The 22,334-nt window shown below is 66.4% G+C and carries 20 protein-coding genes; 7 read left to right on the top strand and 13 right to left on the bottom strand.

Annotated features, from left to right (window positions below; genetic code table 11):
• Positions 1 to 39: 39 nt before the first annotated feature.
• Positions 40 to 1,488: an LLM class flavin-dependent oxidoreductase gene (locus H7J73_RS12905; RefSeq protein ID WP_264067781.1), complete on the top strand. Its 1,449-nt coding sequence runs from the start codon at positions 40 to 42 to the stop codon at positions 1,486 to 1,488.
• A 32-nt stretch (positions 1,489 to 1,520) separates the two neighbouring features.
• On the opposite strand, the gene H7J73_RS12910 is transcribed toward H7J73_RS12905, so the two are convergent.
• From H7J73_RS12910 to mihF, 6 genes are all read right to left on the bottom strand, one after another.
• On the bottom strand, positions 1,521 to 2,534 hold the full coding sequence (locus tag H7J73_RS12910; protein ID WP_264067782.1) for an acetamidase/formamidase family protein: 1,014 nt from the start codon (positions 2,532 to 2,534) through the stop codon (positions 1,521 to 1,523).
• 105 nt (positions 2,535 to 2,639) lie between these two features.
• On the bottom strand, positions 2,640 to 3,842 hold the full coding sequence (gene metK, locus H7J73_RS12915) for a methionine adenosyltransferase (protein WP_264067783.1): 1,203 nt from the start codon (positions 3,840 to 3,842) through the stop codon (positions 2,640 to 2,642).
• Between the two features lie 179 nt (positions 3,843 to 4,021).
• Positions 4,022 to 5,263, bottom strand: a complete 1,242-nt coding sequence (coaBC, locus tag H7J73_RS12920) for a bifunctional phosphopantothenoylcysteine decarboxylase/phosphopantothenate--cysteine ligase CoaBC (protein ID WP_264067784.1) — start codon at positions 5,261 to 5,263, stop codon at positions 4,022 to 4,024.
• Between the two features lie 17 nt (positions 5,264 to 5,280).
• Positions 5,281 to 5,601: a DNA-directed RNA polymerase subunit omega gene (gene rpoZ / locus H7J73_RS12925; protein ID WP_435405477.1), complete on the bottom strand. Its 321-nt coding sequence runs from the start codon at positions 5,599 to 5,601 to the stop codon at positions 5,281 to 5,283.
• 104 nt (positions 5,602 to 5,705) lie between these two features.
• Complete coding sequence (gene gmk, locus H7J73_RS12930; RefSeq protein ID WP_435405478.1) at positions 5,706 to 6,323, bottom strand: guanylate kinase; 618 nt, start codon at positions 6,321 to 6,323, stop codon at positions 5,706 to 5,708.
• A 7-nt stretch (positions 6,324 to 6,330) separates the two neighbouring features.
• Complete coding sequence (mihF, locus tag H7J73_RS12935) at positions 6,331 to 6,648, bottom strand: integration host factor, actinobacterial type (RefSeq protein WP_264067786.1); 318 nt, start codon at positions 6,646 to 6,648, stop codon at positions 6,331 to 6,333.
• A 541-nt stretch (positions 6,649 to 7,189) separates the two neighbouring features.
• Here mihF and H7J73_RS12940 point away from each other — a divergent pair.
• Positions 7,190 to 7,747 carry a hypothetical protein gene (locus tag H7J73_RS12940; protein ID WP_264067787.1) on the top strand — a complete coding sequence of 186 codons (558 nt, stop codon included), beginning with the start codon at positions 7,190 to 7,192 and terminating at the stop codon, positions 7,745 to 7,747.
• Positions 7,748 to 7,950: 203 nt separating this feature from the next.
• Here H7J73_RS12940 and pyrF read toward each other — a convergent pair whose 3' ends face one another.
• The 7 genes from pyrF to pyrR are packed head-to-tail and all read right to left on the bottom strand — an operon-like array spanning position 7,951 to position 16,632.
• Positions 7,951 to 8,775 (bottom strand): orotidine-5'-phosphate decarboxylase, encoded by an 825-nt coding sequence (pyrF, locus tag H7J73_RS12945; protein WP_264067925.1) that lies wholly within the window; start codon positions 8,773 to 8,775, stop codon positions 7,951 to 7,953.
• Between the two features lie 12 nt (positions 8,776 to 8,787).
• Entirely contained in the window at positions 8,788 to 12,129 is a 3,342-nt protein-coding gene (gene carB / locus H7J73_RS12950; RefSeq protein WP_264067788.1) for a carbamoyl-phosphate synthase large subunit, read from the bottom strand.
• Positions 12,129 to 13,259, bottom strand: a complete 1,131-nt coding sequence (gene carA / locus H7J73_RS12955) for a glutamine-hydrolyzing carbamoyl-phosphate synthase small subunit (RefSeq protein WP_264067789.1) — start codon at positions 13,257 to 13,259, stop codon at positions 12,129 to 12,131. The genes carB and carA overlap by 1 nt, the downstream gene beginning before the upstream one ends.
• Positions 13,256 to 13,789, bottom strand: coding sequence for a PH-like domain-containing protein (locus H7J73_RS12960; RefSeq protein ID WP_264067790.1), 534 nt, complete (start codon positions 13,787 to 13,789; stop codon positions 13,256 to 13,258). Before H7J73_RS12960 ends, carA begins: the two co-directional genes overlap by 4 nt.
• Positions 13,786 to 15,075 (bottom strand): dihydroorotase, encoded by a 1,290-nt coding sequence (locus H7J73_RS12965; protein ID WP_264067791.1) that lies wholly within the window; start codon positions 15,073 to 15,075, stop codon positions 13,786 to 13,788. The genes H7J73_RS12960 and H7J73_RS12965 overlap by 4 nt, the downstream gene beginning before the upstream one ends.
• A complete protein-coding gene (locus H7J73_RS12970; RefSeq protein ID WP_264067792.1) occupies positions 15,072 to 16,019 on the bottom strand; it encodes an aspartate carbamoyltransferase catalytic subunit in 948 nt (315 codons plus the stop codon). Before H7J73_RS12970 ends, H7J73_RS12965 begins: the two co-directional genes overlap by 4 nt.
• Positions 16,020 to 16,047: 28 nt before the next feature.
• On the bottom strand, positions 16,048 to 16,632 hold the full coding sequence (gene pyrR / locus H7J73_RS12975; protein WP_264067793.1) for a bifunctional pyr operon transcriptional regulator/uracil phosphoribosyltransferase PyrR: 585 nt from the start codon (positions 16,630 to 16,632) through the stop codon (positions 16,048 to 16,050).
• Positions 16,633 to 16,746: 114 nt separating this feature from the next.
• Here pyrR and H7J73_RS12980 point away from each other — a divergent pair, with 114 nt between their 5' ends.
• The 5 genes from H7J73_RS12980 (at position 16,747) to H7J73_RS13000 (ending at position 22,223) form a co-directional block, all read left to right on the top strand.
• The gene (locus H7J73_RS12980; protein WP_264067794.1) at positions 16,747 to 17,955 is read left to right on the top strand and encodes a serine hydrolase domain-containing protein; all 1,209 of its coding nucleotides are present in this window, start codon (positions 16,747 to 16,749) and stop codon (positions 17,953 to 17,955) included.
• 345 nt (positions 17,956 to 18,300) lie between these two features.
• The gene (locus tag H7J73_RS12985) at positions 18,301 to 19,368 is read left to right on the top strand and encodes an alpha/beta hydrolase family protein (RefSeq protein ID WP_264067795.1); all 1,068 of its coding nucleotides are present in this window, start codon (positions 18,301 to 18,303) and stop codon (positions 19,366 to 19,368) included.
• Positions 19,365 to 20,594, top strand: a complete 1,230-nt coding sequence (locus H7J73_RS12990; RefSeq protein WP_264067796.1) for a saccharopine dehydrogenase family protein — start codon at positions 19,365 to 19,367, stop codon at positions 20,592 to 20,594. The genes H7J73_RS12985 and H7J73_RS12990 overlap by 4 nt, the downstream gene beginning before the upstream one ends.
• Positions 20,595 to 20,673: 79 nt before the next feature.
• Positions 20,674 to 21,498 (top strand): PaaX family transcriptional regulator C-terminal domain-containing protein, encoded by an 825-nt coding sequence (locus tag H7J73_RS12995; protein WP_264067926.1) that lies wholly within the window; start codon positions 20,674 to 20,676, stop codon positions 21,496 to 21,498.
• 257 nt (positions 21,499 to 21,755) lie between these two features.
• Positions 21,756 to 22,223, top strand: a complete 468-nt coding sequence (locus H7J73_RS13000; RefSeq protein ID WP_264067797.1) for a GNAT family N-acetyltransferase — start codon at positions 21,756 to 21,758, stop codon at positions 22,221 to 22,223.
• Positions 22,224 to 22,334 lie beyond the last annotated feature (111 nt).

Consider the following 22,334-nt stretch of genomic DNA (forward strand, 5'->3'; position numbering starts at 1 on the left):
CCAGTGACGACAGCCCGGCGCAGAACCATGCTGGCGACGGTGACTCGTGTGATCCGCTTCAATGCGTTCGATATGAACTGTGTCGCCCACCAATCCCCCGGTCTGTGGCGCCATCCCGAAGACCAGTCCTGGCGCTACAAGGACCTGACGTACTGGACCGAGCTGGCGAAACTGTTGGAGCAGGGCCGATTCGACGGCCTGTTCATCGCCGACGTGCTCGGCACCTATGACGTCTACGGCGCCAGCGACGAGGCCGCCATCCGCCAGGCGGCGCAGATCCCGGTCGGTGATCCGCTGCTGCTGGTCTCCGCGATGGCTCTGGTCACAGAACACCTCGGCTTCGGCATCACCACCGGCACCGGGTTCGAGCATCCCTACCCGTTCGCTCGCCGAATCTCGACGCTGGATCACCTGACGAACGGTCGTATTGGCTGGAACATCGTCACCGGATATCTGCCTGCCGCCGCCCGCAACATGGGCCAGACGGATCAGCCGGCGCACGACGCCCGCTACGACCACGCCGACGAGTACCTCGAGGTGCTCTACAAGCTGTGGGAGGGGTCGTGGGAGGACGACGCGGTGATCCGCGACCGCGAGAACGGCGTATTCACCGATCCGGACAAGGTGCACCACATCGGCCATGCCGGAACACATTTCACCGTTCCCGGAGTACATCTGGCCGAACCGTCAAGCCAGCGCACCCCGGTGATCTACCAGGCCGGGTCATCGCCGCGCGGTGTGCGATTCGCCGCCGAGAACGCCGAGGCCATCTTCACCGCGGCACCGACGAAAGCCATTCTGCGCGAGACGGTCACGACGATCCGGCGCGAGCTGGAGCTGGCCGGGCGTGATCCGTACTCGGCGAAGATCTTCAACCTGTCCACCGTGGTGACCGCCGCGACCGACGAGGAAGCGGTCGCCAAACTCACCGAGTATCTGTCCTACGGGGATCCCGAGGGCGCCCTGGTGTTCATGTCCGGCTGGATGGGGGTGGATCTGTCGCGCTATGGTCTGGACGAACCCATCGGCAACGTCGACTCCAACGCCATCCTGTCGGCCGTCGCGGCGTTCCAGTCCGCCGACCCCGACGGCCGCGAATGGGCCGTGCGCGATATCGCCGAATGGGGCGAAATCGGTGGCATGGGACCACGATTCGTCGGATCCGGCGCCGGGGTGGCCGACACCCTGCAGGAGTGGGTCGAGGAAACCGATGTCGACGGCTTCAACCTGGCGTACGCGATCACGCCCGGCTCGTTCGCCGATTTCATCACCTACGTGGTCCCGGAGCTGACCGCCCGCGGGGCGTATCAGACGGAGTACACGCCGGGTACGTTGCGCAACAAGCTTCTGGGTCGCGGGGACCGCCTGCCTGCCGAACACCGTGGGGCGCGCTACCGGGTCGGCGGGCCGGCCTCGACGATCATCGACCGGCCGTCGACCGTGCCGTCATCGTCGTCATCGTCGGCATCGCAACCGGCCCGCGGGTAACCACGGCGGGTTCTCCTGCGCTGGGTCGACGATCAGTACGAAATGGTCCCCAGTGACTTTGCTGCACTGCGCAACTCGGCATGGATGCCACCGTAGGCGGGTGACGGCGGGAGCAACTGCTTGTCGATCTTGGTGACCGCGCTGTAGTTCGTGTCGACGACGTTGGCGATCGGCACCTGCGAGATCTGCGTCAGCAACTGGTAGGCGTCCAGCCGGTCCAGTCCATACAGGTCGCCGAGCCAACCGATCATCTCCACCTGACTGGCCCGCCAGGCTTCCTCCAGCGGCCGCCCCGAGCCGATGCACATCAGGTGGGTGTCGCTTTCCAGTCGTGGCCACTCCGGGCCACCGCCCTTGATCAGGTCGACGATGGCGGTGACGTGCATCGCGCCCTCCACCGCGGTGCCGCACGATTCGCCCTCGCCCTGGCGGTAGTGCCCGTCGCCGAGCGAGAACAGTGCACCCTCGACGTTGACCCGCAGGTAACACGTTGCGCCGATGCGCATTTCCGGAGTGTCCATATTGCCGCCGAACGCGTCGGGAACCAGCGAGCTGCGCACCTCCCGCCGAGCCGGGGCCACACCGACGGTGCCGAGCATCGGATTGGCCGGCAGGCTCAGCTCGAAGTTGCTGCCCTGGGCGGAGAACCCGACGGTGTCAGCCGCGCGATCGTATTCGTAGATATAGGTGCGCTCCGGCAGCGGCTCCTGCAACGTCGGGCTGGCGGGCACGCTGGTGAGCCCACCGAAGAACGGAATCAGCGTGGAGGCACCCCAGCTGCGGGCGGGGGTCAGGTCGACGAGGTGGACGGCCAGGGTGTCGCCGGGCTCGGCGCCCTCGATCCAGAACGGCCCGGTCTGCGGGTTGAGGTCCTCGGTGTCCAGCGCCACGCTGGCCTTATCGTCGCGGCTGGTGATGCGCCCGCCGTAGGCGTCCTCGGTCCACAGCGTCAGGACTGTGCCGGGCTTGATGCGCAGTACTGGCTCGGCACCGCCGAACGTGTAGTTCAGCTGATCGACCGTGGGAACGAAGGTGACGTGGTCCATGCTCACCTACCTAACGCGAGCAGACACAAAATCGCACGCCCAGAAGCCTGGGCGTGCGATTTCATCCGGGGCACCCCCGCTGGGGGACTGCTCGGCGGCGGTGTCCTAGAGGAACGCCTTGAGGTCGTCGACCTTGTCGAGCTGCTCCCACGGCAGGTCGATATCGGTGCGGCCGAAGTGCCCGTAGGCAGCGGTCGGCGCGTAGATGGGACGCAGCAGGTCGAGGTCGCGGATGATCGCGCCGGGCCGCAGGTCGAACACCTCGCCGATGGCCTTCTCGATGTGGGCGGGGTCGACGGCCTCGGTGCCGAAGGTCTCGACGAACAGCCCGACCGGGGCCGCCTTGCCGATGGCGTAGGCCACCTGGACCTCGACGCGCTCGGAAAGCCCAGCTGCGACGACGTTCTTTGCCACCCAGCGCATCGCGTAGGCAGCCGAGCGGTCCACCTTTGACGGGTCCTTACCGGAGAAGGCGCCGCCGCCGTGGCGAGCCCAACCGCCGTAGGTGTCGACGATGATCTTGCGGCCGGTCAAACCGGCGTCACCCATCGGGCCGCCGAGGACGAACTTGCCGGTCGGGTTGACCAGCAGGCGGTAGTCCGACGTGTCGAGGGTGTCGTGGCCCAGCTCGCGCAGGACCGCGTCGACGACCTGTTCCTTGATGTCCGGGGTCAGTGTCCCGACGAGGTCGATACCGTCGGCGTGCTGCGTGGAGAGCACCACGGTGTCGAGGCGAACCGGGCGGTTGCCTTCGTACTGGATGGTCACCTGTGTCTTGCCATCGGGACGCAGGTAGTCGACGACGCCGGACTTGCGCACTTCGGTCAGCTTGCGAGCCAGCCGGTGCGCCAGCGCGATCGGCAACGGCATGAGTTCGGGGGTGTCGCTGATGGCGTAGCCGAACATCAGGCCCTGGTCGCCGGCGCCCTGCAGATCCAGCGGATCGGCCGCGCCCTCGACGCGAGCCTCGTGCGCCGTGTCGACACCCTGGGCGATATCGGGAGACTGCGCACCGATCGCGATGTTCACACCGCAGGACGCGCCGTCGAAACCTTTGGTGGACGAGTCGTAGCCGATGTCGAGGATGCGATCGCGGACGATCTTCGGGATGTCGGCGTAGGCGGAGGTGGTGACCTCGCCGGCAACGTGGACCTGCCCGGTGGTGACCAGCGTCTCGACGGCGACCCGCGACCGGGGATCCTGCTCCAGGAGCGCGTCGAGCACCGAGTCGCTGATGGCGTCACAGATCTTGTCGGGGTGTCCCTCGGTCACCGACTCACTGGTAAACAGCCGACCCTTAGTGCTCACGTTTCCGTCCTCCCGGCATGCAAAATAGATTGTGTGTTGGTTGGCACATTTGTTAGTTAAGCAACACGTTTGTTAGTTAAGCAAAGCATATCCGCGTCCGCGCCGACCTCGGTACCCTGCCCGGCGCAAACCCTACTGCGCAAGTCTTTCGTGCACGCTGATCCCCACCCGCCAAGCGGCTACGCCTGGCGACCCTCCAAGAACTTTGCGATCGCATCCACGATACGGCTGGCCATCAAAGTCTTCGACCCGTGTTCCAAGGTCGACTCCGCGCCATCGGCGGCCAACAACCAGCCGTCATTGCTGTCGACCTCGAATGCCCGGCCGTCTCCGACGGCGTTGACCACCAGCAGATCGCAGCCTTTGCGGGCCAGCTTGGCGCGGGCGTGGAACAACACGTCGCCGTTCGCATCGCCGGTTTCAGCAGCAAAACCGACGATCGCCTGCATGTTCGGCAACTGACCATCGGCACGCGACCGGACCGCCCCCGCCAGCACGTCGTCGTTGCGGACCAAATCGACGGAGGTCGGCTCCGACGCACCCTTCTTGATTTTTGTGGTGGCGAAGTGGGCCGGGCGGAAGTCGGCAACCGCGGCGGCCATCACCAGGACATTGGCGTCGGGTGCGTGTTTGGAGACCGCGTCGGCCAGTTGGGCGGCCGATCCGATGTGCACCATCTCGACACCGGCCGGATCGGCCAGGCCTGCCGTGTTCCCTGCGATCAGGGTGACCTCGGCGCCGCGCTGGGCAGCCACCCGCGCGACCGCATAGCCCTGTTTACCGGAGCTGCGATTGCCGATGAACCGCACCGGGTCGAGCTGCTCACGGGTACCGCCTGCGCTGACCAGAACCCTGATTCCGGACAGATCATGTGGCAGCGCGTCGGGTCTGGCCAGCAGCAGTTCGGCGAAGGTCGTGATTTCCTCCGGCTCGGGCAGCCGACCCGGCCCGGTGTCGGCTCCGGTGAGCCGGCCCGACGCCGGTTCCAGCACCACGGATCCGCGACGCCGGAGGGTCTCGACGTTCTCGACCGTCGCCGGGTGCAGCCACATCTCGGTATGCATCGCCGGTGCGAACAGCACCGGACATCGCGCCGTCAACAGGGTCGCCGTCAAAAGATCATCAGCACGGCCCGCGACCGCTCGCGCCAGCACGTCAGCGGTGGCCGGAGCGACGACCACGAGGTCAGCTTCCTTGCCGAGGCGAACGTGCGGAACCTGCGGCACGTCCTGGAAGACACCCGTATGCACCGGATGCCCGGAGAGCGCCTCGAAGGTGGCCGCGCCGACGAAATTCAATGCCGACTCGGTGGGGATCACCCGAACCTCGTGACCGGCCTCGGTCAGTTGGCGGACGACCGAGCAGGCTTTATAGGCGGCAATACCACCGGCCACGCCGACAACGATCCGCTTCTGGGCCATCTGTGTCGGCTTTCGGTCTATTCGCCTTCGGTGTGCTCAAGCAGGTCGGCGTGGATCTCCCGCATCGCGATCGACAGTGGCTTCTCCTGCAGGCCCGGCTCGACCAAGGGGCCGACGTACTCGAGGATGCCGTCACCGAGCTGGTTGTAGTAGTCGTTGATCTGCCGGGCGCGCTTGGCGGCGTAGATGACCAGCGCATATTTGCTCGACGCACGATCCAGCAACTCGTCGATGGGCGGATTCGTGATACCCAGCGGCGTGTCGTAGGCGCCGATCCCACCGCCGGCTACATCGCTGTGCTCGGTGGCGGTCTGGGTGTCGGCGTGCGGATTACTCACGTAGAAATCTCCTGGCAGGTTATAGCTGAGGCCCTTGACGGGCTCTGTTTTGGGAACGCTTTATCGAACTCGGTAACTCAGTGTCGGGAAGTCTTAACGGGCCGTCACGAAGTGTCCGACGCAGTTCCCACCAGCAAGGATACCAATTCCGAGCAGGCAGCCTCTAATTGCCTGTTCACGACGACGACGTCAAAGTCGTCCTGAGCAGCCAATTCAGCTCTGGCGGTGGCCAGTCTGCGAGCCATGACTTCCGGAGTTTCGGTTCCCCGACCGGCGAGTCGCGCTTCGAGATCCGCCCAGCTCGGGGGTGCCAGGAAGACGCTGAGCGCCTCAGGCAGGACTTGTTTGACCGCCCGGGCCCCCGCGAGATCGACTTCGATCAGCACCGGTCGGCCGGCGGCCGTCGCAGAACGGACTGGTTGCGCGGGAGTTCCCGAGCGCTGCAGACCGCCATGGATCTCGGCCCATTCGAGCAGCGCACCTTGGTCGATGAGCTGCTGAAACGCTTCGGCGGTCACGAAGTGGTAATCCACCCCGTCGACTTCGCCTGGCCGGGGTGACCGCGTCGTTGCTGAAACGCTGAAGTACAGGTCGGCCACCCGCTCCCGGAGGCACCGGACGATAGTGGACTTGCCGACCGCGGAGGGACCGGACAGTACGACGACCCGGCCTTGTGTTGGAGGCCCGGGCTGCGCGCCATCCGATCCCTCGTCGGCGATCACTGACCTCTTACGAGGGGTCGAACTTTTCCAGCAGGGCCTTGCGCTGACGATCGCCGAGGCCGCGCAACCTGCGCGTCGGAGCGATCTCCAGCTCGGTCATGATCTCCTGCGCCTTGACCTTGCCGACCTTGGGCAGGGCTTCCAACAGTGCGGAAACCTTCATCTTGCCCAAGACCTCATCGGTCTCGGCGTCCTTGAGAACCTGCCTGAGGTTGGTGCCGCCGCGCTTGAGCCGGTCTTTGAGCTCGGCACGCGCTCGACGTGCGGCAGCAGCCTTCTCCAACGCAGCCGCACGCTGTTCGTCGGTCAACTGGGGAAGGGCCACGGTTCCTCCGTCTCTCATTGCCATCTTGATGCCATTGCGATGCAACCTGGGATCACAGCCGCTTGTCATCGATGTTGTTTTGTCTCGGCCGGTTACTCCAGCCAGCGGGGACGACCGTACCCAGGCTCCCTGACGAAATCTAACCCCACCCCCCTCTTCAGCCGACAAAGGCCCAGCGTGTAGGGCTCTGATGGCCACCGCATCGGTGGGTCGCAGCCGGCGCCCAGGCCACTTTTCGACATCGCACGTTGTCGGGCCCGCAACCTTCGAACACCCTGCCCACCAGCGGTTTTCGCGGGTGGGCGGGAGTGCTTGGGCACCTGAAAGCGCGCCGGAACCGGCCATCACAGCGGGTGTCGGCCCGCATTTTCTGTGGATTCTCCTCGTATCAACGCCGTGCGGCGTGTCGCGCGTGTCGGTCGCGACCGGCGCACCCACAGCAGTCATAGGCCAAGGACAGCTGACACATAGCTTGGCTACATAACCTGGGACGGTCGGGGTTGATCAGCGGCTCAGTCAAGGCCTCGAAGGGATGTTCATGATGGATATCAAGCGCGTGACCTGCGCATCAGCAATAGCGATCGCAGTGGGTGTGGGTGGCTTTGGCCTCGGCGCGGGCACTGCGGCGGCGCAACCCGGTCCCCCGCCGTGTGATTTTCAGGGATGCCAGGGGCCGGGCGGGCAAGGCGGCCCTCCTGGAGGCGGACCCGGTGGCCCGGGTGGTCCGGGTGGCCCGGGTGGTCCCCAGCGGGGTCCTGACGGCCCTCAGCAGGGTCCCGGCGGCCCCGGTGGCCCAGATCGAGGTCCCGGTGGCCCTGGCGGCCCTGGTGGACCCCCGCAAGGGCCCGGCTGGGGCGGCGGCGGTCGGGGCGGTCCCGGTGGACCGGGCGACGGCCGCGGCGGGCCAGGTTGGATTCCCGGCGGTGATCGCGGCCAGAACTGGGGACCGCCTCCGCAAGACCAGGCCTGGAGAGGCATCGACCAGGGCCGCTATGACCATCAGCCGTTCAACTACAACAACAACTGGGTGACGCCGTTCTACAACGCCGACTACAACAACTGGGGATTCTGGTTCTTCGGAATCTGGATCCCGCTGTAGCCCGACGCAGCCCCGACGTCGACTTCGACGCCGGGGCTGCGATCCGGACTGCCGGACCGCCTCGGCGCCGATCTCGGACGGCCTGGTGCGAGGAAACGGAGCCGGCTGAGGCATCTGGGCTCGACCACGTCTGGATTCCGCGGTAACCGATCACCACCGACGGCGGACCACCCGCAGGGTGGTCCGCCTCTGTGTAGCAAACTTCACGCAGAAAGGTGGGCGACGGCGTCGCGCATCCGCTCGGCGGCCTCACGTACCGCCTTCGCATCTGGCCCGGCCCGCAGCACTTCCCGCGACACCGCCGGCAGCAGCTGGCCCTGGGCCGCCCCGCCCAGACCCTTGAGCGATTCCGGGCGACCCCCCTGGGCGCCGACGCCGGGTACCAGTACCGGTCCCCCGAGGCCGCTGAGGTCGGGTACCTCGGCCAGGGTGGCACCGACGACCACGCCGACCGAGCCCGGCCCCTGACTCGCTGCGTTGACCGCCGCGGCGGCGTCCACCATCGACTGGGCGATGCTTCGGCCGTCCCGAGCGACGGCCTGCTGCACGGACGCCCCTTCCGGGTTGGAGGTGGCTGCCAGGACGAAGACTCCGCGACCGCGCCCAGCGGCGGTGTCCAGCAGCGGCTGCAGGGATCCGAAGCCGAGGTACGGCGAGGCTGTGACGGCGTCACTGGCCAACGGTGAATCCCCTGCCCATGCCGCCGCGTAGGCCGCCATGGTGGTCCCGATGTCGCCGCGTTTGGCGTCGGCGAGCACCAACACCCCCGCCTGCCTCAGATCGGCGATGGCCCGTTCCAGCACCGCGTACCCTGCCGATCCGTACGCCTCGAAGAACGCCACCTGTGGCTTGACGATGGCGAAGCCCGCATAAGCCTCGACGCAGATGGCGCTGAAGGCGGCCAGACCTGAGGCGTCGGCCGGCAGCGACCACGCCCGCAGCAGCTCCGGGTGTGGGTCGATGCCGAGACACAGCGGGCCACGCGCGGCCATCGCATCGGCAAGCCGGGCGCCGAATCCCGCGTGCAGTCCCGGCACGGCTCAGTGCCTGTCCAGTGCGGCGTGCAGCTCCTGCAGCGACCGCACACCGATATCGCCGCGGATACCCGCCTCGATGCCCTGCACCGCAGCCGACGCTCCCTGCACCGTGGTCACACACGGGATGTTCATTTGCACCGCCGCCGAACGGATCTCGTACCCGTCGATGCGGGGTCCGGAGTTGCCGTACGGGGTGTTGATCACCATGTTGACATCGCCGGCGCGGATCGCGTCGACAGCCGAGATGGCCGGCCGGTCGGGGCTGGCCTCCTCAAAATGCTTGCGCACCACATCACACGGGATGCCGTTGCGGCGCAACATCTCCGCGGTGCCCTCGGTGGCCAGCACCGTGAACCCGAGATCGGCCAGTCGCTTGACCGGGAACACCAGCGACCTCTTGTCGCGGTTGGCCACCGACACGAACACCGTTCCACTTGCCGGCAGTGACCCGTAGGCCGCGGTCTGACTCTTGGCGAATGCGCTACCGAAATCCCGGTCGATGCCCATCACCTCGCCGGTGGATTTCATCTCGGGACCAAGCAGCGAATCAACCTGCGTCCCGTCAGCTTTGCGGAACCGGTTGAACGGCAGGACGGCTTCCTTCACCGCGATCGGGGCAAACGACGACGAGTTCGAACCGTCGCCCTCGCGCGCCAGCACACCTTCTTCGCGCAGCGTTGCGATGCTGGCGCCCAGCATGATTCGGGCACAGGCTTTGGCCAGCGGGACGGCGGTCGCCTTGGAAACGAACGGCACGGTCCGGCTGGCCCGCGGGTTGGCTTCCAGCACGTAGAGAATGTCGTCCTTGAGGGCGTACTGCACGTTGAGCAGGCCCACCACACCGATGCCGTGGGCGATCGCCTCGGTGGCGTGTCGCACCGCGGCGATGTCCTGACGGCCCAGCGTGACCGGCGGCAACGCACAGGCCGAGTCACCGGAATGGATTCCCGCTTCCTCGATGTGCTCCATGATGCCGCCGATGTAGACCTCGGTGCCGTCGCACAGTGCGTCGACGTCGATCTCGATGGCGTCCTCGAGGAAGCGGTCGACCAGCACCGGGTGCTCGGGTGACAGTTGGGTGGCGCGGGTGATGTAGCCCTCGAGGGTCTGCTCGTCGTAGACGATCTCCATGCCGCGGCCGCCGAGCACATAGGACGGCCGGACCAGCACCGGGTAGCCGATGTCGGCGGCGATCTTGCGGGCCTGATCGAAACTGGTCGCCATCCCGAACTTCGGCGCGGGCAGACCGGCGGCGATCAGCACATCGCCGAAGGCCCCTCGGTCCTCGGCCAGGTCGATGGCCTTCGGGCTGGTGCCGACGATCGGGACACCGGCCTTCTCCAGGCGTTCCGCCAGTCCCAGCGGCGTCTGCCCGCCCAGCTGAACGATCGCGCCGACCACGCCGGGGCCGCCTGCCCCGGAGGCAGATTCGGCGTAGAACACTTCGAGCACGTCTTCGAAGGTGAGCGGCTCGAAGTACAGCCGGTCGGCGGTGTCGTAGTCGGTGGACACCGTCTCGGGGTTGCAGTTGATCATCACCGTCTCGAAACCGGCCTGCGTCAGCGTGGTCGCGGCATGCACACAGCTGTAGTCGAATTCGATGCCCTGCCCGATCCGATTCGGCCCGGAGCCCAGGATGAGGACCTTTGGCTTCTCCTGCTGGGGCGCCACCTCGGTCTCGGCGGCAGGATCCATCTCGTAGGTGCTGTAGTGATAGGGCGTCTTCGCCTCGAACTCCGCCGCACAGGTGTCGACGGTCTTGTAGACCGGGTGGATGCCCAGGCGTTGGCGCAGGGACCGCACCCCCATCTCGCCGGCGAGTTCGGGCCGCAGCGCGGCGATCTGGCGATCGGAGAGCCCGTTGTGCTTGCTGCGCCGCAGCAGTACCTCATCGAGAACCGGAGCCTGCAGCAGGTCGGCCCGCAGCGCGACGAGGCCGAAGATCTGCTCGACGAACCATGGGTCGACGCCCGAGGCCTGTGCGACGTCCTCGACGCTGGCGCCGAACCGCAGCGCGGCCTCGATATCGTAGAGCCGTCCGTCGGTCGGGGTGTGCAGCCGCTCCAGGATCTCCGCGGCCGTACCTTCGACTTCCGGGCCCGTCCAGAACCCGGCCCGACCGGTCTCCAGTGACCGCATCACCTTCCCGAGCGCCTCGATGAAGTTGCGCCCCAACGACATCGCTTCACCGACCGATTTCATCGTGGTGGTCAGGGTGGCGTCGGCACCGGGGAATTTCTCGAAGGCGAACCGCGGCGCCTTGACCACGACGTAGTCCAACGTCGGCTCGAAGCAAGCCGGGGTTTCCTTGGTGATGTCGTTGACGATCTCATCGAGGGTGTAACCGATGGCCAGCTTCGCGGCGATCTTGGCGATCGGGAAACCGGTGGCCTTCGACGCCAGTGCGCTGGAGCGCGACACCCGCGGATTCATCTCGATGACGATGAGCCGGCCATCTTTGGGATCGATCGCGAACTGGATGTTGCAGCCACCGGTGTCGACGCCCACCTCGCGCAGGATGCTGATGCCGAGATCGCGCATGGTCTGATACTCGCGGTCGGTCAGTGTCATGGCGGGTGCGACGGTCACCGAGTCACCGGTGTGCACCCCCATCGGGTCGACGTTCTCGATCGAGCAGACGACAACCACGTTGTCGCGGTGATCGCGCATCAGCTCGAGCTCGAATTCCTTCCAGCCGTAGATGGATTCCTCGATCAGCACGTTGGCCGTTGGCGACGCGGCCAGGCCGTCGCCTGCCATTCGCTCTACGTCCTCGACCGAGTACGCCATGCCGGAGCCGAGCCCACCCATCGTGAACGAGGGCCGAACGACGACCGGAAGGCCCAGGTCGGCAACCGTCTCGCGGACCTCTTCCATCGTGTAACAGACCGCGGACTTCGCGGACTCGCCACCGACCTTGGCGACGATATCCTTGAACTTCTGCCGATCCTCTCCGCGCTGGATGGCCTCGAAGTCGGCGCCGATCATCTCGACGCCGTACTTTTCGAGCACCCCGCCCTCGTGCAGTGCGACTGCGGTGTTCAGCGCGGTCTGACCGCCCAGGGTGGCCAGCACCGCGTCAATCTTGTTGCCGCGCTCGGCCTGCTGGGCGAAGATCTTCTCCACGAACGCGGCGGTGATCGGCTCGACGTAGGTGTGATCGGCGTACTCGGGATCGGTCATGATCGTCGCCGGATTCGAATTGATCAGGCTGACCTGCAGGCCTTCGGCGCGCAGCACTCGACAGGCCTGGGTGCCCGAATAGTCGAACTCGCAGGCCTGCCCGATCACGATCGGCCCGGAGCCGATGACCAGGACGTGGTTGAGGTCGGTGCGACGTGGCATTACTTCTCTCCTGCCATCAGATCGACGAAGTCGTCGAACAAGTAATTCGCGTCATGCGGACCGGCGGCGGCCTCCGGGTGGTACTGCACCGAGAAGGCGCGCCCGTTGGCCAGCCGGATGCCCTCGACGACGCCGTCGTTGGCGCAGGTATGGCTGACCACGGCAGCACCGAACGGCGTGTCGAACTCCTCGCCCGCTTCGCCTTCGAGGGCGAAGCCGTGGTTCTGCGCGGTCACCGCCACCCGGCCGGTGACGTGGTCGATCACCGGAACGTTGATGCCGCGGTGGCCGAACACCATCTTGTAGGTCGACCGGCCCAGCGCCCGGCCGAGGATCTGGTTACCGAAGCAGATGCCGAACAACGGGATTCCCGCTTCGAGCACCTGCCGAGTCACCTCCACCACGTGGTCGGCGGTGGCCGGATCGCCCGGCCCGTTGGACAGGAACACCCCATCGGGTTTGATGTCCGCGATCTGGTCGAACGTCGCCGACGACGGCAGCACGAAGCTGCGGATCCCGCGTTGGGCGAAGTTGCGCGGAGTGTTGGTCTTGATGCCCAGATCGAGGGCAGCGACCGTGAAGCGCTGCGCTCCTTCGGGTTCCACGACATAGACGGCGTCAGTGCTGACTTCGCCGGCGAGATCGGCGCCGAGCATGGCCTCCTGGCCGCGCACCCGGGCTACCAGCTCGTCAGTATCTTCTGCGGCAGACAGCGCGTCGCCGCTGAAGACGCCGGCCTTCATCGAACCTCGGCTGCGCAGGTGGCGCACCACAGCGCGGGTGTCGATCCCGGCGATCCCGACAATGCCCTGCCGGACGAGTTCGTCGTCCAGGGTACCGGTGGCACGCCAGTTGGAGGCGCGCGGCGATGGATCGCGAACGGCGTAGCCGGCCACCCAGATTCGATCGCCCCGACTTTCAGCGTCGTCGTGGTTCCAGCCGGTGTTGCCGATCTGCGGCGCCGTCGCGATGACGATCTGGCGGTGGTAGCTGGGGTCGGTCAGGGTCTCCTGATAGCCCGACATCCCGGTGGAGAACACCGCCTCACCGAGCGTCTGTCCCACCGCACCGAAGGGTGTCCCGGTGAACACCCGGCCATCTTCGAGAACGAGTACTGCTTTGTCTGTCATGCGTCATCTTTCATACTGGCGTCCGTGCCTTCGCAACCCTGCGAAACCCATTTCATGTACTCATCACGGTCGTCTCCGCGGAACCCGGTGTCGATCTCGGTACCGGATGGCAGCCGCCAACGGATCGCCAGAATTCCCTCGTGCGTCATGGCTTTTCCGGCGATGCCCCGTTCTGCGCGGATGGCGGTGATCGATTCGTCCGGTATCCAGATCGGCGTCGCGCCGCTGCGCTGCAGCATGATCCCTTCCGGGTACCGAGTCAGCACCGCCTTGCTGCGAAAACCGAGGTCGCCCACCGCGATCCGGTCCTGCCAGCTCGGCGCGAACGTACTGCCGACATAGAGCCCTTTGGTCGCCCCGATCAGCGCGGGCCCGACGGTATCGGGCATCGCCGGCAACTTTCCGACCAGCGTGACCTGCCGTTCGGCCCGACGCCGCCAGCCGCGCAGGATCAGATGGATGAGGAAGGCGATCAGCACCACCAGCACCGCCGCAAAGACCAGCGAGCTCACCAGAGTCGGGGTGTTCACAGTGGGCACTTCCCGTCTCGGGCGGTGACGGTGCCCCGCAGCAGGGTGGCGGTCACGCTGGCGGGCAGCGTCATCGACTCATACGGGGTGTTGGCCGAACGGCTGGCCAGCGCGCTGCCGGAGACCGTCCAGGTGGAATCCGGGTCGACGATCGTCAGGTTCGCCGGTTCACCGATCTCCAGCGGACGACCCTGGTCTGGCAGTCCCGCGATCCGGGCCGGGTTCTCACTCATCACCCGGGCGACATCGCGCCAGCTCAGCAGGCCGGGAACGACCATCGTCTCGACGACCACCGACAGCGCCGTCTGCAGCCCCAGCATGCCGGGGCGGGCCGCGGAGAACTCGACGCATTTCTCGTGTTCGGCGTGCGGCGCGTGATCGGTGGCCACACAGTCGATCACCCCGTCTGCCAAAGCCTGGCGCAACGCCTGGGCATCGGAATTCTCACGCAGCGGGGGGTTGACCCGGTTGACACCGTCGTAGGTGGCCAGCCGGCTGTCATCGAGCAGCAGGTGATGCGGAGTGACCTCCGCGGTGATCGAAATACCCTGCGCTTTTGCCCATTTCAGAATCTCGACGGTGCCCGCCGTCGAGGCGTGGCAGATGTGTACGCGGGCGCCGGCGTCGCGGGCCAGGATCGCATCACGCGCGACGATCGACTCTTCAGCTGCCCGCGGCCACCCGGCCAGTCCGAGCTTCGCGGCGGTGGGGCCTTCGTGGGCCACGGCGCCGACTGTCAACCTGGGCTCCTCGGCATGCTGGGCGATCAGCACGCCGAGGCCGGTGGCGTATTCCAGTGCGCGGCGCATGACGAGTGGATCATCCACGCAATGGCCGTCGTCGGAGAACACCCGGACCTGGCCGACGCCGTTGGCCATCATGGCCATCTCGGTGAGCTGCTTACCTTCCAGTCCGACGGTGACCGCACCGATCGGATGCACGTCCACCAGTCCGACGGCCTGTCCGCGGTGCCACACGTGGTCGGTGACGACTGGCGAATCCGCGACCGGGTTGGTGTTGGCCATCGCGAAGACCGCGGTGAAGCCACCCAGAGCCGCTGCCGCCGAGCCGGTTTCGATGGTCTCGGTGTCTTCGCGGCCCGGTTCCCGCAGGTGGGTGTGCAGATCGACGAAGCCCGGCAGGAGCACCTGCCCGCTTGCTTCGATCACCTCAGCCTCGCCCACCGCGAGGTCCGCGCCGATCTCGGTGATCTGGCCGTCATCGACCAGGACGTCGACCTGGTCGCCTTCCCCGTAGAGCTGGACCCCGCGGATGAGAATGCTCATGCGCTGATCGCCTCCTGTTCAGCCCCGACCAACAAATGAAACAGCACCGCCATCCGCACGTGTACACCATTCGAAACCTGTTGCAGCACAGCCGATTGTGAGGAATCGGCGACCGAAGACGCAATTTCCATCCCGCGCAGCATCGGGCCGGGGTGCAGCACCACCGCATGCTCGGGCAGCAGAGCCTGCCGTTTCTCCGACAATCCGTACAGCACCGAATACTCCCGAGTCGACGGGAAGAAGCCGCCGGTCATCCGTTCGGCCTGTACACGCAGCATCAGCACGGCGTCCGCGGCGGGCAGTTCGGCGTCGAGGTCGTGGGAGACGGTCACCGGCCAGCCCGTCACGCCCACCGGCAGCAGCGTCGGCGGGGCGACCAGCACCACTTCGGCGCCGAGGATGGCCAGCAGTTCGACGTTGGACCGGGCGACTCGACTGTGCAGGATGTCTCCGACGATGACCACCCGCCGACCCTCAATCGAGCCGAGGCGTTGCCGCAGGGTCAGCGCGTCGAGCAGGGCCTGGGTCGGATGTTCGTGCGTGCCGTCGCCGGCGTTGATCACGGAAGGTCCACTCGGTCCTGTGTTGGTCCACGCCGCCAGTTGCTGCGCTGCACCGGAGGCCGGATGGCGGATGATCAGTGCATCGGCTCCGGCGGCACGCAGGGTCAGCGCAGTGTCGCGCAACGACTCCCCTTTGGACACAGACGAACTCGATGCGCTGACGTTGATCACATCGGCACTCATCCATTTGCCGGCAACCTCGAACGACACCCTGGTGCGGGTGGAATTCTCGTAGAACATCGTGATGATCGTGCGGCCGCGCAGTGTCGGCAGCTTCTTGACCTCGCGACCCACCAGGGCGCCGGCAAAACGATCGGCGTCATCGAGGATCGCGGTGGCTTCGTCGCGACTCAGGTCGGCGGCGGTCAACAGGTGCTTCATAGTTGTCTCTTCTTCGCGCGAGCGCTCATCAGCGGGCAGGGCCTCCGTGTGGGGCGATCTTCACACCGTCGTAGCCGTCGTGCTCCGTGAGGCGCACCTTGACGTTCTCGCTGCGCGAAGTGGGCACATTCTTGCCGACGTAGTCGGCACGGATGGGCAGTTCGCGGTGACCGCGGTCGACCAGCACCGCCAGTTGCACTGCGCGGGGACGGCCGATATCGCGCAACGCATCCAGCGCCGAGCGCACCGAGCGGCCGGAGTAGAGCACGTCGTCGACGAGGACGACCAGGGCACCGTCGATACCGCCCGCCGGGATCGACGTGTCCTCGAGCGGGCGGGGCGGTTTGGTGTTGAGGTCGTCGCGGTAGAGCGTGATGTCCAGGGCACCGTGCCCGACGTCGACGCCGGAGTATTCGGCGATGTTGTGCGCCAGTCGGGTGGCCAGCAGGACACCGCGGGTGGGGATTCCGAGGAGGATCACGCGCGGGCCGTCGACACCGTCGAGTGCGGTCTTCTCGATGATCTGGTGGGCGATCCGGGAAATGGTGCGACTGACGTCCGATGCGGACATCAACTCCCGGTCCTGGGAAGCGGCACTGCCTGAGGAGCCCATTGCGAGGCCTGACCTCCTTCTCCGCCTCTCTGGACGGATCGTTAAAGGATGTCGAACTGCCGGGCAGCTTAGCACCTGACCAGCAGCTCTCAATCAGCTGACTAGGCTTGACCGGTGAACCTCCAAGGCAATCAGGCCTCCATCCGCGAGGCCATCGACGCCGGTCTGCTCGCCGGCGCGGTCACCCTGGTGTGGCGGGGCGGCACGGTGTTGCAGGTCAACGAGCTCGGCCACCGCGACGTGCACGCCGGATTGCCGATGCAGCGGGACACCGTGTTCAGGATCGCGTCGATGAGCAAGCCGGTGACGGTCGCAGCTGCGATGACCATGGCGGAGGAGGGCAGGTTCGCGCTGGCCGATCCCGTGGCGTTGGCGCTGCCGGAGCTGGCCGAGATGCGCGTGATGGCCGACCCGTCGGGCCCACTGGACAAGACCGTCCCGGCGCAGCGACCCATCACCTACGCCGACCTGATGACGCACCTCAGTGGCCTGGCCTACGCGTTCTCGGTCGGCCCGCCGCTCAGCCGGGCGTACGGCAAGTTGAGGTTCCGCCAGGACCAGGACCGCTGGCTGGCCGAGCTGGCTCAGCTGCCACTGGCCCACCAGCCCGGCGACCGGCTGACCTACAGTCACGCCACCGACGTGCTGGGTATCGCGTTGTCCAGGATCGAAGGCAAGCCACTCGCCGAGGTACTGGCCGACCGCATCTTCGGCCCCCTCGGCATGACTGACACCGGTTTCGCGGTGACCCACGAAGGCCGCCGCCGCGCAGCGACGATGTACAAGCTCGACGAGACCGGCACGCTTCGCGACGACGCGATGGGTCCGGCGCAGGTGGCGCTACCCAAGTTCTGCACGGGCGGCGCCGGGCTGTGGTCGACGGCCGATGACTACCTCGCCTTCGCCCGCATGCTGTTGAGCGGCGGCACGGTGGACGGTGTCCGGGTGCTGTCGGAGGAGTCGGTGCGGTTGATGCGCGCCGACCGGCTGACCGACGAGCAGAAGAAGTTTCCATTCCTTGGCATGCCATTTTGGCGTGGCCGCGGCTTCGGCCTGAACCTGTCAGTGGTGACCGACCCCGCGCAGTCGCGTCAGCTGTACGGGCCAGGCGGGTTGGGTACGTTCAGCTGGCCCGGCGCCTACGGCACTTGGTGGCAGGCCGATCCGTCGGCGGACCTGATCATGCTGTATCTCATCCAGAACCTCCCCGACCTGAGTTCCGACGCCGCCGGCGCCGCGGTCGCGGGCAACACCTCGCTGGCCAAGCTGCAGTCGGCTCAGCCGCGGTTCGTGCGCCGCACCTACCAAGCCCTGGACCTCTAGCGCCTCTGCCGCCTCAGGCCGAGATGGGCAACCCCGTGGCCTCGGCACGGACGATGGTGTCGAGGCGGCCGAATCTGGCGATCACCTGACTGACCAACCTCCCTGGTCATCACACCAGGCCCGCCTATCGGTACCCATACGGCCAACGGCCAGACGAGCGGAGCGGTCCGGGCGTCCGTCCGCAACCGCGTGTGCACTCACCCGAGGCGGCCATCGAGCCCGACCGCTTCCTTAGCGAGCTTGACCACGATTCTTCGGCGGGCCCACCTATGCGCCGAGCCTCGTTGTTGAGCACCACAACCCTTACGAGTAGCCAATTACTATCAATTTCAATACGATCGTTTTATGTTCAATAGAACAACGGATCGCAAACCCTGGCTGCGATGGGTGCGCCGCACGCTGATCGCCCTGGGCTGCGTCGCGGCGCTGGTGCTGACGGCCGGGGCGTGGGTGATCTATCAGAATGACTTCGCGATCCGCGAACAACGCGTCACGATTCCCGGCCCGCAACAGCCTCTCGACGGAGTGCTTGCGCTGCCGAAATCAGGCAGCGCGCCGTTCGGGCTGGTTGTGTTCGTGCACGGCGACGGGCCTGCCGACGCCACCCGCGACTCGTTCTATCGGCCGATCTGGGAGTCGTTCGCCCGCGCCGGCTACGCGTCGCTGTCCTGGAACAAGCCGGGCATCGACGGCGCGCCGGGCAACTGGCTGAACCAGAGCATGCGAGACCGCGCGGCCGAGGTAGAGACCGCCATCGACTGGGCTCGCGGACGCTCGGATATCGACCCTCGTCGCATCGGCGGATGGGGCATCAGCCAGGCCGGGTGGGTGCTGCCCGAGGTGGCAGCGCGCAGGCCCGATATGCAGTTCGTGATCCTGGTCGGAGTGGCCGTCAACTGGCAGCGCCAGGGCGAATACAATCTGCGCGCCGAACTGCGGGCCCGCAACGCCCCCCAGTCCGAACTCGCCACGGCCCTCGCGCGCCGCGACCGGACAAACCAACTGCTACGCGACAACGCCGGATACGACCGATACGTCGCGACTGGCATCGACTCGCCACCGATGTCCGCCGACCGGTGGGGATTCGTCGCGCGCAACTACCTGTCCGATATCAGCCCCACCTTGCCCCAGATCAGGATTCCGGTGCTGCTGGAACTCGGCGAGGGCGACCTCAACGTCGACGTGGCCGAGACCGAGCGCGTCTACCGGGAACTGGTGCGCCCCGACCTGCTGACGGTCCAGACATACCCCCACGCATCGCACAGCATCGCCAGGGCAGACGTGGACAACAACCACGACAGCGTGAAGTCGTTCCTGGTTGCCGTGTTCGCACCGCGACAGATCTATGCGCCTGGCTATCTCGACAACCTCCGCCGATACGTCGAACAACAACCAGCGAGGAGCACACCATGAGGATTCTTGCCCTGGGTGGGCCTGGCGCGATGGGCGCCGTCGCCGTCCGAGTCGCGACGCAACTGCCCGGTGTCGACGAGATCGTCATCGCCGACCGCGACCGCGACGCCGCCGAACTGCTGTCCCGCCAGCTCGCCGACGCGCCGGTGCCGGTCCGTGCCATCACGGTGGACGTCACCGACGACGCCGGGCTGCGCGACGCGCTCCGCCCGGCGGATCTGGTCGTCAACACCGTCGGCCCGTACTACCGCTTCGGACTCACCGTGTTGCGGGCGGCCATCGCAACCGGAACGCACTACGTCGACATCTGCGATGACTGGGAACCAACGGTGCAGATGCTCGAACTCGACGAGATCGCCTGCAGCGCAGGTGTTTGTGCGGTCGTCGGGATGGGCGCGAGCCCCGGCGTGAGCAACCTGCTCGCCGCAACCGCGGCCGCCCACCTCGACTCGGTGCGCGACGCGTACACCGCGTGGCCGGTCGACGTTCCCGGCGCGGGTAGCGCGAATGACGGTTCCGAGGCGTTGCTGGGTCCCGACGGGAGACCCTCGGCCGCCGCCGTGCACTGGATGCAGCAGAGCAGCGGGACGATTTCGACCGTCAGTGGGGGCCGGCCCACGACGCAACGCCCGCTACAGCCGGTCACGTTGACGCTTCCCGGCGGGCGCGCGGGCACCGCCTACTCGATCGGTCATCCCGAGCCGATCACGCTGCACCGCACCCTCGGCCTGACCGGCGAGGCCGTCAACCTGATGGTGATCTCTCCGCAGACGCTTGCCTACCTCGATGTGCTGCGCCACGATATCGACCGCGGCCGGCTGACCAACGAGACGGCCGCCGCGCAGTTCGCCAAGCCAACCCTGCTGCCCTACCTCCGATCCCTGCCGACCGCGCTGCGATCCAAGGGGCCGGGCACGCTGCCGCCTTTCTTCGCCGCACTCGCCGGCCCGAGCAAGGGGCGCGATCACATGGTGCTCGCATACCTGAACCTGGCGGGTCCAGCCGGTGAACCCGCCCGCGGGGTGCTCGGCGACATGGGCCGCGCAACGGGAATCCCACTCGCGGTCGGTATGTCACAGATCATCGACGGCACGGCACGGCGTCCCGGCGTGCATCCGCCGGACGCCGTCATCGACCCGAAACGGTTCTTCGCCGACCTCGACCGTCACCTCGGCGCGCCCGCCGACATCCCGCTGGTCGTCGTCGAACGAGAACCGGTCGCCTAGAATCGCCGAAAGTCACACCCGCGCTTGGCGGGCAAGGAGCCAACCGTTGGACATCCCCACCCGCACGCTCGTCGAGAGCATGATCCGCGAAGACGCCACGATCGACAGCGGTGCACTGTACGACGTCGCCAACGTGCTCGGCATGACCGATCAGCAAGTACGGCTGTGCATCAAACGGTTAGTGGCCGACGGACAGTTCACCCAAGAGGGGCGCGGGCGCAAGGCCGTGCTGCGGGCGACGGATCGCGTGCGCAGCACGATCACACCGGACCTCGAGTACGTGCGGTACATGTACGCCCAAGACCGGGGCAGCGCGTCGTGGGACGGGGTGTGGCACCTCGCGGCGTTTGGGGTCCCGGAGTCAGCCCGGACCGCGCGCGACTCGATGCGCGATGTGATCCTGCGGCTCGGCGGCGCGCTCATTCAGGGCGGCCTGTACGTCTCGCCAAACATATGGGAGGACAAGATATATGCAGCAGCAACCGAATTGGCGATCGCCGGACACGTCACCACACTGACCACCACCGACTTGTCTGTAGGCGATGTCAATGAACCGCGCGCACTTGCCCACCAACTGTGGCCCCTGGACCGGATCGCCGAGCGGCATCAACGGCTCCTTACCGTCGCCGAACATTCACTGCCGGCGCTGCGGAATGGGTCACAAACCGACCGTCTGACCACCGCGATCAAACTGGCGGCGGAATTCACCCGGGCCGTCGAACCCGACCCGTTGCTGCCCCCGCAGCTGCTTCCGCAGCCATGGGTAGGCACAGCAGCGCGCGCCGCGGTCGCGGCTTGTTGGGCTGAGTTGTTGAAATCCGATCCTTCACAACCGATCCGGCTGTTCAGATGGTATGCCGACGTGATCGCCGAGGTCTCCCAAGCGACGACGGCGCGGTCCTGACCTGGCTATCGGACTGCTGTTTCCGAACGGAGCAAGCGCACCAGTGACACAGCTCCGCCGATCGCCGCGATCGCGTTGAGCACGAACCAGAACCAATGCCACGAGGATGGAAACGGTACCAAGATGGAGATCGTCAGTGGGTAGGCGATGGCGGCCAGGCGCAGTTGCCGCCCAATCGTGAATATGTTGGTACTGGCCGCTCGATCAGTCGGTGAAGCAATTCTGACTAGTCATGGCGACCTGCAGAACGAGCCTAGGTGCGGAACACTCTCACGAAAGGAGTGACCACGAACATCAGAGACTATGGTCGGCGAGACAGGGATCACTGCCTCGCGCTCATGCTCGGCAACACGCCGGACTTCTTCGCCCCGTGCGAAGTTGGTGATTTCGAAGAGTTTCTGGACGATCTAAGCCATTCCTACTACGTGGTGGAGGTCGCGGAGGCCGTTGTTGCATGCGGTGGATGGAGCGTTAGCTCTGATGGCTCGGCATCGCTGTGCTGGGGAATGGTGGAACGGTCGTGCCACCGCAAGGGTATTGGGTCCTACCTGCTCCGCGAACGCCTACGCCTGATACGAGAGGACGACACAGCGTCGAGTGTCGCGCTCATGACCAGCCAGCATTCCAGACCGTTCTTCGAGCGATACGGCTTCGCTGTTGTCGGTGTCGAGGAAGGCGGGTTCGCGCCCGGCCTTGACGCGGTAACGATGCGTTTGGAGATTTGATCTCTCTACGGAGGCACGACTCACGGAGACGTCCGCCCGTCGGGGTGCACCACGTCGGCCACATCCGTTTGCAGTCCGAAAAGTGGGGCGGGCCCACCGACATTGAGTTAT

Source organism: Mycolicibacterium komossense (assembly GCF_025822605.1).
Taxonomy (GTDB): Bacteria; Actinomycetota; Actinomycetes; order Mycobacteriales; family Mycobacteriaceae; genus Mycobacterium; species Mycobacterium komossense.

Bases quoted from the DNA above. Each gene is read 5' to 3' on its own strand.
- H7J73_RS12910 (WP_264067782.1), bottom strand. From the start codon at position 2,534: ATGGACCACGTCACCTTCGTTCCCACGGTCGATCAGCTGAACTACACG.
- coaBC (WP_264067784.1), bottom strand. From the start codon at position 5,263: ATGGCCCAGAAGCGGATCGTTGTCGGCGTGGCCGGTGGTATTGCCGCC.
- H7J73_RS12940 (WP_264067787.1), top strand. From the start codon at position 7,190: ATGGATATCAAGCGCGTGACCTGCGCATCAGCAATAGCGATCGCAGTG.
- carB (WP_264067788.1), bottom strand. From the start codon at position 12,129: ATGCCACGTCGCACCGACCTCAACCACGTCCTGGTCATCGGCTCCGGG.
- carA (WP_264067789.1), bottom strand. From the start codon at position 13,259: ATGACAGACAAAGCAGTACTCGTTCTCGAAGATGGCCGGGTGTTCACC.
- H7J73_RS12965 (WP_264067791.1), bottom strand. From the start codon at position 15,075: ATGAGCATTCTCATCCGCGGGGTCCAGCTCTACGGGGAAGGCGACCAG.
- H7J73_RS12970 (WP_264067792.1), bottom strand. From the start codon at position 16,019: ATGAAGCACCTGTTGACCGCCGCCGACCTGAGTCGCGACGAAGCCACC.
- pyrR (WP_264067793.1), bottom strand. From the start codon at position 16,632: ATGGGCTCCTCAGGCAGTGCCGCTTCCCAGGACCGGGAGTTGATGTCC.
- H7J73_RS12985 (WP_264067795.1), top strand. From the start codon at position 18,301: ATGTTCAATAGAACAACGGATCGCAAACCCTGGCTGCGATGGGTGCGC.
- H7J73_RS12990 (WP_264067796.1), top strand. From the start codon at position 19,365: ATGAGGATTCTTGCCCTGGGTGGGCCTGGCGCGATGGGCGCCGTCGCC.
- H7J73_RS12995 (WP_264067926.1), top strand. From the start codon at position 20,674: ATGATCCGCGAAGACGCCACGATCGACAGCGGTGCACTGTACGACGTC.